Below are 13,190 nucleotides of genomic sequence, written 5' to 3' on the forward strand. Positions count from 1 at the left end.
TTGACGGATTTGGCAAATGGGTTTAAAATATTTAATATCATTCAGAATATGAATGATATTAGATTTCTGACCATGGGCACTCACATTGAACCTGAGGTCAGGTCAAATTTGCTAGGAGAAATGAGGATGGATAAGTCCAGTGTTATTTTCGGCAATCCTATAGCGCCAGGGATTGTCCAAAAGGCAGAACGGCAGAAAACTGCCTACATCAAAAAATTCGGAGATGATACCCAAAAGGAATTTCGTTTAGTATCCCGGAAGGTTGACAGTCTTGAGCCTATGGGAATTGAGCAATTGATGGTTCAGGATACCAGTATTACTGTAGAGGGAGACTGGAAACAAAGCAACCTTGCTTCAGATCCGAATGCCCTTGTGGTAGGAAATATCCGGATGGGTTTTGGACATTACCGAATTTCTATTGCAATTGCCAGTGCTGCTCGAGCCCTAGGTAAAAATCCATACTGGTTCGACCTGCATTCTTTTAAGGATACTACCGGAGGAAAAATTATTGCCCATCTCAATAGTCTCTACTCCCTGGGATCCCGCTTATCACAGAAATATGCACTTTTTAACAGCCTATATTGGGAGCCTCTAAATTCAGAGGGTTTCAGGAAGCTGAGTTACAATGCGGCGGATCAAAAAATAACTGAGCTTATGGCTACTCCCTGCAAACTGCTTCCAAAACAGGTTCCTTATGTAGCAACCCATGTATGGCCCGCCCAGGCAGCGATACACAGCGGTATGGAACGGGTCGTCAACGTTATCCCCGATAACTGGCCTATGGCTTTACACCTCTCCGAAGGAGCAATCCATTGCGTACAATCTCCCTCCGCCTGGTTTGGCTACAAAATGTTACGGGGTATGGCTGGTAAAAACATACCTCGCTTTATGGATCCTGGAAGCCTTGTCTACACTGGTCATTACATTGACCATGAGCTGGTTGCCAATCTAGAACAGGATACAGCGGAACGCTTAAAACGTCTGGCAACCTTACAGCCCCTACGGATACTCCTCTCTGTCGGCGGTGCAGGGGCACAGCGGGAACTCTATGCCAGGCTCATCCGGGCACTTCTTCCTCTCGAAAAGCGTGGTAAGGTTGCCATACTCATTAATGTGGGGGACCATCAATCGGTTTTGAGTGGTCTTCTTTCTGACATTCCCGAACTCCAAGCAGCCACGAAATACATCAACCATTGGAGCGATACCCGGACCTTCGCAAAACAAGCCCTGCAGAATTCGATTTCGGGCATCCATCTTTTTATGCATTCCGACATTTTCCAGGCTGTTTACACCACGAACATCCTCATGCGCGCCAGTGACCTCCTCGTGACTAAGCCAAGTGAATTAGCCTTCTATCCAGTACCGAAACTACTGGTCCGACGGGTTGGAGGACATGAAGCATGGGGCGCAATTCGGTCAGCTGAATTGGGTGACGGCACCTTTGAATGTAGTGATCCCAGAGAGGCGGAGATCATGCTCAAATTTCTAGTCGAAGACTACGAGGGGTTACATTTGATGAATTCCTGCATCCTATCCGCCAATAAAACGGGACTCTATTCGGGAGCCTACCGGGCAGTTGAATTAGCAGGGCAAGGAGGAACAAAATGAGTAACAGAACTAGTACTGCACAGGTTCACACCGTGGAGTCACTCCCCTTCGGGAAAAAAATCGTCTATGCATTAGGCCAGCTTGGATGGTCATTAGCAAGCTATGGGGCGGCTAATTTTTTAAATTACTTTTATTTGCCACCTCAGGAAGGTGGAACAGCCCTGTTTCCCAAAATGATTCATCAAGGTTATGTTGTAGGATTTCTTACCGTCATTGGGCTTATTCTCGCCTTTGGCCGTATATGGGATGCTATAACCGACCCCCTTATCGCCGTGTTTTCCGATAAGAACAAATCGAACATCGGCCGCCGACGCTTTTTTATGGCTGTTTCGGTTTTGCCCTTTGCGCTTTTTTCAATTTTGGTCTTTGTGGCACCCTTCGGTACTGGGACTCAGGCTAACATTACAGCTAATGGCATCTGGTTGTTTGTTACGGTCACGCTTTTCTATTTCTTTATGACCATGTATGTAACTCCCTTCTTCGCCTGGATGAGTGAACTGGGTCATAACAGTAATGAACGGCTAGAACTTTCTACGATGATTTCTATTACCTGGGCATTGGGTGCCATGATTGGGGCCCAGGCTCCCGCACTGCAAGGTATGTTACAAGCCCAGGGGATGTCGCCGCTCCAGGCTTTTCAGACTGCCCAAGGAGTGTTCGCTCTGGTTTCTTTTATATTGATGATCCTACCTATCATCATTATTGATGAAAATCGCTATACCGAATCGGTGCCCTGCGATGACGGCTTCTTTACTTCCATTGGGAATGTTATTAAGGATCGGAATTTTTTTCGCTTTACCCTTTCGGACTTTGCCTATTGGATCAGCCTGTATTTTATCAACAATGGACTCATGTATTATATAACCGTCCTCCTTGGACTTCCCAAAGAAGCTTACTCAAGTCTCTTTCTAATCATGTTTTTCATCAGTTTTGCTTTCTATATCCCTGTTAACTTTATTGCAAGAATTGTAGGACGTAAACGACTTCTCATGATTGCCTTTGGACTTTTTGGTCTGCTCTTTATCTTCTGTGCCCTCTTTGGGTATCTGCCCGTACCACCAATGATTCAGGCTCTTATTGCAGCCCTCATAGCCGCCATACCACTTGCTATTTTTGGGATTCTACCAAACGCTATGATTTCTGATATGGCAGAAGCCTATGCAATAGAGACGGGAATGTATAAAGCGGGAGTGTTCTTTGGCTTCAGAACCTTTATGTCAAAAATGGGTCAATCTATTGGTGCAGCATTACTGCCATCTATTGTTAAAATTGGGGCTGATTATTTAGGATCAGACGAAGTAGTAGGTGTAACTGGAGTACGGCTTACAACCATCTTTGCCCTTGCATTCTGCGTCATCGGTTTTATATTGCTCTTACTTTACAATGAAAAACAAGTGCAAGAAACTTTGGCAAAGCATTCACAAAGTAAGTAAAAAATTTTAGTTCAAGATCATGTTGGAGGTGACCGATGCGGTGGTTTAAGCAGTTTAGATTGGCAGCGATGTCGAAAAGCATTCATTCTTTGTTTGACATACTTGCCTTATGCCTTTTTATTCAACCCAACCAGTTAGCCGCCGCAGATGTACCTCTTCTATCTAGCCTTAGGGCACAACAATGGTATTGGGCTGTTGATACCGTTCAGAGTCTAGTCGAAATCCATAAAAATCCTCTGCAGGAACGGCAGTTACAGTTTACCACCCTGGATGAGGCCGCCCTTTCTAACCTGGAACATCTCCTTCCTGGTAAAAAGGGCTATATCTGGATACGGGGGGATTTTCCTGCTATCAACTTTTATTCTCCGCAATCACTGGGGCTTTTCCTTGGCCGGGTAACCATGACCGACCAGACCTGGGTAAATGGTATCTTTGTTGGCAGCACTGGGCGGAATCCACCGAATTATTTTAGCTACTGGAACGTTTCCCGAGAATATACGATTCCCCCAGAAGCAATTGAGTTTCATAAACCAATAACGATTCTCATTCATATCTGGGTAGATGGAGAGGGATCCCTTGCCTCACGCCCCTTTATAGGATTACGGCAGGATACGGTTCTTGCCGCTCGCTGGGAAAACTTCTGGAATTCCACAGCGAACCTGATGTTTGCGTCGATTATGCTCATCATATCGATCTATCATTTTATTTTGTACTTTAGAAGAAAAAAGGATAAAGAAAATTTTTCATTTGCCCTGCTGAATCTGCTCAGTGTTTTTTATCTCTCAAATTTTTTTATCACCGAGCTTCCCGGCATGCCTCCGCTGTGGCTCAGTTATATCAACTTCCAGAAATTCATCAACCTGGTGCTCTTTTTCATGCTCTTTAAGCTCTGCGGCTTTGTTAGGGACTACCTGAGGGAAACGGATCCCCGCTGGGTATTTTGGGTAAGGATGTTATTATTGATTATCCCCGTCGGAATCATCCTGTTTAGTTCTAATTACAGTACCCTCCGTGAAATCCGCCTCGTAACCCAGCTCTTCCTGCTGCCGCCTTTAGCATATGTGGTGTATATACCGGTTGCTGGGCTTATCAAAAAAGACCCCGATGCGCTCCCCCTGCTCCTTGGCTTTTCACCGATGGTAGTGACCGCCCTGCTCGATATTTTCCTCCACGAAGTTATGAAACTCTATAACTTCCCCTACATCACCGGTTTTGGCTGGCAAATTGTACTCCTAAGTTTTCTTTTTCTCCTTGCAGGACGCTTTGCCCGTGCCCGTAACGAGGCAGAGGACCTGAATCTGCATCTGGAAAACAAGGTTAAGGAACGGACCGAAGAACTGTCTCAGGCCAATATGCAGCTACAACAGGTTAATTCTGCCTTGGAGGAAGCCAATTACCGGGCTCAGCGGGACCTTAAGATGGCGGAATTTGTCCAAAAAAGTTTTTATCCCGCCTTCCTGCCCACCCTCGAGGGTTGGGATGTGGCCTATGCCTTTGAACCGATGTCGGGAGTTTCAGGAGACCTCTACGACTTTTATATTGATGGAAATAGCCTGCTGGGTGTAGGTCTTTTTGATGTATCCGGCCATGGTATTGCTTCAGGACTTGTTGCGATGCTTGCGAAATCCATTGTGTACCGCCAGTTTAAGGATGGCCGGGACATACCTCTTGGTGAAGTCATGACTAAAATTGATGAAAAACTTATCTCAGAAAAGGGGAACATTGAAAACTACCTTACGGGCATATTGCTCCGTTTCACCGATGACCGGGTAGAATATGTTAATGCGGGTCACCCTGATCTGCTATATCGTTCAGGTCGTACTGGAGTGGTTAAAGCGGTGGAATCCCGACAGGGTGAAAGCCGGGGCCGCTTTATCGGCCTCGAAGGCCTCTCCGAAGGATACCGAAGCCTCCGCTTTCCCATCCACAGTGGTGATACTTTGCTTGTTTATTCAGATTGTCTTGTTGAAGCAAAAAATGCTGCCGGTGAAGATTTTGGGAATGACCGGATCAGGGCGGCTCTCTCTCAAGCTCCTGCAAAAGCCGGAGCCGCCGCAGTACGAGATTATATTCTTGAACAGTTTAGAGCCTTCCTTACCGGCGAGCCACCCCGAGACGACCTTACTTTGTTAGTGCTGATTAAGTCAGCTTAAACTAACATATGTTAACTTAAGACGAACAGTTTTAATTTCGAATGCTCGAAATGACAGGTGCACGCTATGTTCCTCGAAATCCAAAGGAATTGGGTTTCGTTCAAGCATATTAGTTTCTACTGCCAATTCGATAGAACCAAGGCAATCTAAATTAGCAAAACAAGCACCACCTGAAGCCTCATACAACCGTAAAATAATGTCGTTTCCATCTTCAGCCATTTTAACAGTCTCTATAATGACTTGAGGCGTATCTACTGAAAAAACTGATAGCCATTCTTTAATTTGCTTATTTTTCAAAGGGGGTGTACTCATTTTTTTTAGTCCAAAGACATTGCAGGGCTGATTAAGGTCGTATGCTGCATGAACAGTTGTTTCGACAGAGAAGGGCCCACAAAATGGAAGAATTGAATAGGTTACTTGATGTAATCCCATATCAGCTTCTCTGTCAGGGGCTTTAGGAGAACGTAGAAGAGTAAGCCGCATCACCGTACCATCGACATCATAACCATACTTACAATCGTTGAGTAAGGCTACTGATGCACCGTTTTCTTCCAGGCTAATCCACTTATGGGCACAAAATTCAAATTGGGCCCGATCTTGGGGGAGGTTATTATGGGTAGACCGGAATACATGACCGTATTGGACTTCACACCGGACTTGGGTAGTGTAGAGATTGACAGGGAATGCAACCTTTAAAAGCCTATGACTTTCATGCCAATCAATCAATGTCACAAAATCGATACGTCTATTATGGGCATAAAAATACACATCCTGGGTAAGCGTGGATTGTCTGCCAATACGATATTTATTTCGTATCTGGATGAATAGGAAACCTATAGATATTAGTTCTGAAGCAATAAGCCTATTCTCAATTTCCTGACTTTCCACCCAATCCGCATCGATATCCCATGCGTCCCATAGGATTGGTAGATCTTCCGCTCCCACAAATGAATTAAAAACTTTGCCGCTTTCCACAAATTCCCTCTTGGTTTGCCGGTCAACCAGATGGATAATCCCCTTTGTTTCATTGAACTCAACCTCGTAATATGGGGTTAATAGGTGTTTCCCTCGATATTGGAATGGGATGGTATTCATAACCTTTAAGGGGCATTCCTCAAGGACAAATACTATCGCTCCCATTGGTGGCATGGTGACCACAGCATGCAGTTCTATCTGGTCAAGAATATTGCGGCTTTCTTGAATTGGAACAAGACCTTTAGCTGTACGAAGACTCTGAAATTGTCCTTTCAATATCTCAGGTAAAGGAAGAACAACATCAGTAGTCCGTTCCCATGATAAGGAATTTAGAACTAAAATCGCCGCAATCTGGTTTCCACTAACATTTTGATCATCTACTTCATGGTACTCAGCAAGAGCATACGTCATATTAGAATTTTCTAATTTAACAAGCAAAGCCTCCGCACCCTTCCGTAGTAAAAATTCGGCTGTTTTCCGTATCCGTTCATACTCTATTTCCGCATCCTTATAAACCCTATTAATTGATGAACCGGGAATGATATCATGGAATTGGTTGGTCAATAAGCGTTTCCAGCAATCCAACAATTCTTCCCGAGGGTAGAACAGAAGCGATTTCTGATCGATTATATATAAAAATGAATAGAGAAATTCGATTTCCCTGAGGGCAAATTCCATTTTACGATTGTTCCGTTTTGTTCGTGCCTGGGTCGTATAGGTCCCTCTATGTAATTCCAGATATAACTCGCCCCTCCATTCGGGTAGATCCCTTGCTTTTTCAAATACGGTGGCTAATGCAGAAGATACTCGACTCCACCTGGACTTAGGTACTCCCTCAAGATCCTTTAGTCGCCGGGCAGCTTCTAAGTCCGCTCGAGTGGTACCTCCACCTCCATCCCCTTCGCCAATGGGTTTGATAACAGCTTCCTGCACTTCTTTATGTTGGATATGGTTCCATGCATCCATCAAATCGGTAGGGGTTACCTTTCCATTGTAACCATTAGCTCGACTGGTAATGTAATGGGTTTTAAGGCCTGTACCATCAAGACCACGCCAGATGAATGTATCGTAGGGGAACCGGGTCGTATCATTCCAGTTAATCTTGCTGGTTACAAAATACTCTATTTCACAACCCTTTAAAATTTGTGGAAGCGCCGCGGAGTAGCCGAATACATCTGGAAGCCATAAGGTATCTCCCTCGTAGCCTAAAAGTTTCTGGCTCGCCTGCTTTCCCACCAGGAACTGCCGAATCAAAGATTCGCCACCGCTTAAATTGCAATCTGCCTCTACCCACATACCCCCATTGGGCTCCCATTGGCCTCGTTCAAAGGCTGCTTTTACGGATGCAAAAATATCTGGATACTCCCGTTGTATAATTTCCAGCTGAGCAGGTTGGGATTGAACAAACACAAACTCTTCAAATTCTTCAGCAAAATGGGCCATGTTGGCAAAGGTACGGGCTACCTTTCGTTCAGTTTCCCAAATAGGCCATAACCAGGCGTGATCTATATGAGCATGGCCTACTAAAAATATTTCTGGCGATGTTCTACTGTTTTTTTCTAATAAAAGCGGTGTAATTATCTCCCGAGCTCTTTGCACCTGATCTTCTAATTCATCGTCCCGGGCTGTAAAACGAATTTTCATTAATCCTCGGTAGAGCTCCTGAAGAATACGATTTTTCCGTAACGAATTTTCATCCAGGTTTTGGGCAAGATCAAACAGAATACGTACATCGTGGTACAGGGCATAGACGTTTTGATTCTTAGCAGTTAATGCCGCATGACGGAAAATATTAGGGTAGTCATCGATATGGGCTCCCAAAGTAAGGATCACCGATTCACCCTGGAAGGGATGTTCTCCGGGGTACTTGTGTCCCGCATAGGACTCCAGGTGTATCTCATACTGAGTTCCTTGCATTCCAGAGGGAGATAATCGAATCTCATCGTGAAAGGGATTGATGGCCCCAGTTGCTTTCCCATTAATAAACACTAGAGAATCGGCATTTGGGGTGGCCTGCAAAAAAATCTCTTTGCCTCGAGCCGATTCAGGCACTGTAAAAAAAGTTCTAAACCAATAGGTGGTCCATTCCTTACCGTAGGGGTAGGGAAACTGAATCGGTTTCCAGGTATCTACCACAGGGGGCTTTCGATAGACCTTTTCGGTTTCAAAAACCTCAAAAGCAGGCCGTTCTAACACTGTATACCGGAGCCCTTTTAAAAAATGTATATACTGCCGTATTCGTAAATCAACCTTTCGTAGTAGCATTATGTGCCGTCCTTAATCCTTAAATGTATCATTACCCTTTTACAGCTCCCATGGTGATACCCTCTACAAAGAATCTTTGGAAACACAGAAAGAGTACAATCACAGGGATAACAACCATGGTAGACGCCGCCATAAGAAGACTGAAAGCGACCGTATGTTCGGCCCTAAAAAATTGTAAACCAATAGAAAGGGGATACATCGCAGGGGTCTGTAGATAAATAAGAGGTGTTAAGAAATCATTCCATGCATTTACTGCAGTAAAAATAGCAACCACTGCTATGGCAGGTTTCATAAGAGGGATTATGACTTTAGAGAAAATTAAAAACTCATTAGCTCCGTCGATTCTTGCCGCGTCAGATATTTCCTTAGGGACACCCATTAAGAACTGACGTATCAGAAACATATAAAAAGCCTGTCCAAAAAAAGCAGGGACAATTAAGGGAAGATATGTATTGATCCAGCGTAATTTAGCAAAAATATCAAAAAGAGCGACCAGGGTAACCGGGAACGGAATGAACATGGTTGATATAGCTACATAAAAAAGCACTTCTCGTCCTTTCCATTCAATCCTTGAAAAGCCATAAGCAATCAGGGAGTTAGAAATAACCGCACCGATGGTTGCTCCCGTGGTAAGGATAAGGGAATTGATAAAATACCGTATAAAGGGAATGTATTCCAACGCATCAATATAATTTTTCCATACTAAGGTATGGGGGAAAATAGTTGGAGGAAAGGCAGTTAATTCTTGAGAGCCCTTAAGAGATGTAACTACCATCCAGTAGAGCGGAGTGATATACACCAGGCTCATGACTACTAAAATTACTCTTGGCAAAATCCTGGTAACAAAGACTTTTTTGATGGATATTCTACTTGGCCGAGATATGTTCTTTGTCCTTATTGCTGTATTATTCACCACAATCATTTCTCCTATTCGACATCATAATTAACCCAGGCCTTTGCCCATCGAAATACCATAAGGGCGATCCCCATACTAATGATAAAAAATATCCATACCAAGGCCGAAGCGTACCCCATTTGGGTATACTGGAAAGCAGATTTATACACATAGAAGACATAGAAAAGAAGCGAGTTATCAGGACCCGCAGTATTGGATCCACTACTACCTCCACCGGTTATAATATACGCTTGGGTAAATATCTGAAGCCCGTGACTTAAACCAAGAATGATATCGTATAAAATTATGGGTGTAATCAGGGGAAGGGTAATATTAAAAAATCGTTGAAACACATTTGCTCCATCAATTTGTGCAGAATCAAAAAGCTCAGAAGGAATAGCCCTAATACCCGCTAAAAAAATAAGCGCTGGCCCCCCTGCTCCCAGCTGAGCAAGTAATACAAGTGATAATTTATTCCATCTGGCATCTCCAATCCAATCGATTATTGGTAGACCTATTTTTTGCCCAATCAAATTAAGAAGTCCAAAACGGGGATTTGAAAAGACAACCCAAACAAACGAAAGAGCAAAGATCGGTAATATGGAAGGGATATAAAGTATAGCACGATAAATTGCAACTTCTTTAATTTTTTGATTCATAGCGAGGGCAAGTACTATTGCCACAACTACTCCAATAGGAACCGCTAATATGGTATAATAAAGTGTATTATACGCGGATTTCCAGAAGAGAGGATCTTTAAAAAGGTGATGAAAATTCTGAAAGCCAATAATGATAGGTTTCCCAAAGCCTGAGTAACGGGTAAAACTTAACCAAAGAGAATATACTATTGGATAGATTTGAAACACTATAAAACCTAAGATCCATGGACTAACAAAAATCAGCCCATTCCGTATATTTCGGCGCGATGATTGGCTCATCCCGATTTCTCCTTTTAATTTAAAGGCGATAAGGTCCCTGATATCCTTATCACCTTTTTTATTTTTATTTTACCTGATCCAACTGGGGCTGTACTGTATCATAGGCTTGTTGTAAAACTTGTACTGGATCCGCTTGCTTCAAGGTTACCGCGTTCTGTGCTTGAGTCAAGGCATCCCAATACAATCCTCCTACAGGGAGGGGTGGCCGGCTATTAGAATTCGTTAAAAGCTGTTTAAAGAATTTATGATCACCCTCGTAAAGCGCATCATCATCTACCAGAGCCTTATATGTAGGCATGTGAGAAGTACCAATTATATACATCTTCTGACCTTCGGGACCTGCCATCCAGGAAATAAAATCATAAGCCGCCGCCACATGTTTTGACCCCTTAGGAATTACAAACGACCAACCACCTGACCATGTTTGAGGAGACGCACCTTTTTCTGGAATAGGTATATAGGTAACACCATAATTCAAGTTAGGAGCATATTGCTTAATTGAATTCAATACCCAATCGCCAGAAACCATCATCGAAACTTTACCGATTAAAAAGGGATGCTGTTCCGGTGGAGGATTTGGAGGAGCATAGGTACTAATAAACGTCTGAACTTTCTGTGGTCCCATCATAGCTGCCCAGTCTTTCATAAACTGAAAAGCCTTTACCACACCAGGATTGGTGGGGGTAACTTTCATGGCATTAAGATCAGCAAATTTGCCGCCAAACACAAACCCCCAGGTATAATGCCACCCCTGCGAATAAGTAGTATCGTAGGGAATAAACCCAACCTGGGTATAGTTTCCGTTCGCGTCGGTCTTATCAATCTTCTGAGCAATCTGCTTAATTTGATCTATAGTGAGGGGGCCATTCTTTGGATTAAATATTTCTGGATCAAAGCCTGCTGCTTTGATCATGTCTTTATTATAATATAAGACCCTGGCATCCGTATCAAAGGGGAGGGCATAGGTACGACCTTTGTACTGAGTTTCGGCCCACGCAAAAGGAAGATACTTGGAAGAAAGATTAGCATCATTTTTCTGTACCATCGCCGTAAGATCTTCTAGAACCCCTGCCGCTGCCCGCTGTGCTACGGTGAATCTATCAAGCTGATACACATCCGGTCCAGTGCCACCCCGAACTGCGGTCATTAATTTTGAGATATCTGTTTCAGAACCAGGGACCTGAACAAATTCAACAATCACACCAGAATGAGTTTTATTATAGGTATCTACCATCTCTTTTAAAACTATTGATTCTGGCGGGGTCATAGAAGTCCAATATACAATCTTTTCGGGCTTTGTAGATTGTGTTCCGTCCCCAGTTTCCTTTTGACCACTGGCAAATACCAGTGCTCCGCCAACAATGAGTACCATGACGATAGAAATGATTCTTTTCATCCTTTCCTCCTATTTGTTCTGTTCCCCTCGGATTTTTAATTTTTAAGTGTCAGGGATCACCATTTAATTAAAAATTTGGAGGGGAACAAAAAATCTGAATACTTAGCCCAGGAAACTCCCGTGTAATAGTATTCAGACGGCGAATGAATTGGAAATCACAGGCATGTATATATTACATCATCAACCGTAGCTACATATTATCACATGTCATATCATCTGTCAATTAAATAATATTTAATAATACATATTATATCATGTTATACTAGCAGTTGAAAGCCCATATACCAGATCAAAGGGAAGAAGTATTTTTTCTACTGGTCCATTTTCGTTAATCTTTTTTACAATCATCTCCGCAGCGATAGAACCCATCCTATCTTCGTATTGCCGAATATGGGTATATAAAATTGGTCCTGGCGAAAAATAGGGATAATCGAAACAAAGAATCGAAAGATCCCCGGGGACGTCCAGCCCAATTCTTCGCGCAGCTTCATGAACTACCAATGCAACATTAAATTCGTCGGCAACCACTGCACTAATTTCTTTATGGGAAGATAAGAATTCTTGGACTCGGAGGATATCTTTCTCATGCTTTATTTTTACATAATCTAGACTCACAATCATTTCCAAATCGGTCATTAAAATATCTCTATCGATCGCAATTCCATGTTCTGCATGACTCCGAACAAAGCCATCTAACCGCGCTTCGATTGTGGATGTATGAGTACTTTTAGGTGATATAAATGAAATAGAACGGTGCCCTAATTCAAAGAGGTAATCTACACCCCGTTGTGCGGCAGCCACGCAATCGGTCCCTACAAACGAAGCTTCAAGACCTTCTAGTTGTCGATCCACAAAAACAAGCGGAAATTTATCCAAAATCAAACGAAGTATAGTTTCGCTATAAAATTCTCCATGCACTGGCATAATTATAATGCCCTTAACCCCTAAACGCAGCAATTCTTGGATCGATTGCTCTTCTAGACTCTTATCATCCTGAGATCTACGTAAAACAATTGAATATCCTAACTCTCGACAACGGCTTTCAATCCAATACAGTAATCTGGTTCCAAAAGAATCTGCAAAGTCAGCTAAAATAACTCCTATCAAAGAATCCGTACTCAAAGATGAACTGGAAGATTTTTTATCAGATAATTCTACATTCCTGACAAAAGATCCCTTGCCAGCCACCCGTTCTATAAGCCCCGCATCCTCTAACTTTTCTAACGCTTTTTTACTGGTTATTCTGCTCACTCCATATTGATCAGACAGCTCTTTTTCCGATGGTAACCTTGCTCCAGGGAGATATTTTCCAGATTTTATATCGTTAACTAGTTGATTGTAAATTTTTTGGTACAAAGGCCATAATGTTTGATCCATATATATGACACCTATTAATTTATTCCTTGTTGATATATAATGGTATATCATTCATAACAGCCTGTCAAGAAAACTTACATTTCGTATCATTGAACCTACTGCATAGATGGGATATCGACTTTATCCTAGAATAGTTGTCACACATTTCAG

General features: G+C 42.9%; 8 protein-coding genes. 3 read left to right on the forward strand and 5 right to left on the reverse strand.

Annotation, left to right across the window (positions count from 1 at the left end; all coding sequences use genetic code 11):
• Positions 1-126 precede the first annotated feature (126 nt).
• From SPICA_RS09675 to SPICA_RS09685, 3 genes are read left to right on the forward strand one after another with little or no spacing between them, the layout of a single operon-like run.
• Positions 127-1,608, forward strand: a complete 1,482-nt coding sequence (locus tag SPICA_RS09675; protein ID WP_013969327.1) for a DUF6937 domain-containing protein — start codon at positions 127-129, stop codon at positions 1,606-1,608.
• Positions 1,605-3,041 (forward strand): MFS transporter, encoded by a 1,437-nt coding sequence (locus SPICA_RS09680; RefSeq protein ID WP_013969328.1) that lies wholly within the window; start codon positions 1,605-1,607, stop codon positions 3,039-3,041. The genes SPICA_RS09675 and SPICA_RS09680 overlap by 4 nt, the downstream gene beginning before the upstream one ends.
• A gap of 35 nt (positions 3,042-3,076) precedes the next feature.
• Positions 3,077-5,194, forward strand: coding sequence for a PP2C family protein-serine/threonine phosphatase (locus SPICA_RS09685; RefSeq protein WP_013969329.1), 2,118 nt, complete (start codon positions 3,077-3,079; stop codon positions 5,192-5,194).
• Here the strand turns inward: SPICA_RS09685 and SPICA_RS09690 are convergent.
• The 5 genes from SPICA_RS09690 to SPICA_RS09710 form a co-directional block, all read right to left on the reverse strand.
• A complete protein-coding gene (locus SPICA_RS09690) occupies positions 5,186-8,434 on the reverse strand; it encodes an alpha-mannosidase (RefSeq protein WP_013969330.1) in 3,249 nt (1,082 codons plus the stop codon). The two genes, SPICA_RS09685 and SPICA_RS09690, sit on opposite strands and share 9 nt — an antisense overlap.
• Positions 8,435-8,465: 31 nt before the next feature.
• Positions 8,466-9,242: a carbohydrate ABC transporter permease gene (locus SPICA_RS09695; protein ID WP_237255845.1), complete on the reverse strand. Its 777-nt coding sequence runs from the start codon at positions 9,240-9,242 to the stop codon at positions 8,466-8,468.
• A gap of 119 nt (positions 9,243-9,361) precedes the next feature.
• Positions 9,362-10,267 (reverse strand): carbohydrate ABC transporter permease, encoded by a 906-nt coding sequence (locus tag SPICA_RS09700; RefSeq protein WP_013969332.1) that lies wholly within the window; start codon positions 10,265-10,267, stop codon positions 9,362-9,364.
• Positions 10,268-10,331: 64 nt separating this feature from the next.
• Positions 10,332-11,663: an ABC transporter substrate-binding protein gene (locus SPICA_RS09705; protein ID WP_013969333.1), complete on the reverse strand. Its 1,332-nt coding sequence runs from the start codon at positions 11,661-11,663 to the stop codon at positions 10,332-10,334.
• A gap of 252 nt (positions 11,664-11,915) precedes the next feature.
• The gene (locus SPICA_RS09710) at positions 11,916-13,040 is read right to left on the reverse strand and encodes a GntR family transcriptional regulator (RefSeq protein WP_013969334.1); all 1,125 of its coding nucleotides are present in this window, start codon (positions 13,038-13,040) and stop codon (positions 11,916-11,918) included.
• Positions 13,041-13,190 lie beyond the last annotated feature (150 nt).

This window comes from Gracilinema caldarium DSM 7334 (assembly GCF_000219725.1).
Classification (GTDB): Bacteria; Spirochaetota; Spirochaetia; order Treponematales; family Breznakiellaceae; genus Gracilinema; species Gracilinema caldarium.

Coding starts and splice junctions, on each gene's coding strand:
- SPICA_RS09675 (WP_013969327.1), top strand. CDS start 127: ATGGATAAGTCCAGTGTTATTTTCGGCAATCCTATAGCGCCAGGGATT.
- SPICA_RS09680 (WP_013969328.1), top strand. CDS start 1,605: ATGAGTAACAGAACTAGTACTGCACAGGTTCACACCGTGGAGTCACTC.
- SPICA_RS09685 (WP_013969329.1), top strand. CDS start 3,077: ATGCGGTGGTTTAAGCAGTTTAGATTGGCAGCGATGTCGAAAAGCATT.
- SPICA_RS09690 (WP_013969330.1), bottom strand. CDS start 8,434: ATGCTACTACGAAAGGTTGATTTACGAATACGGCAGTATATACATTTT.
- SPICA_RS09695 (WP_237255845.1), bottom strand. CDS start 9,242: ATGAGCCTGGTGTATATCACTCCGCTCTACTGGATGGTAGTTACATCT.
- SPICA_RS09700 (WP_013969332.1), bottom strand. CDS start 10,267: ATGAGCCAATCATCGCGCCGAAATATACGGAATGGGCTGATTTTTGTT.
- SPICA_RS09705 (WP_013969333.1), bottom strand. CDS start 11,663: ATGAAAAGAATCATTTCTATCGTCATGGTACTCATTGTTGGCGGAGCA.
- SPICA_RS09710 (WP_013969334.1), bottom strand. CDS start 13,040: ATGGATCAAACATTATGGCCTTTGTACCAAAAAATTTACAATCAACTA.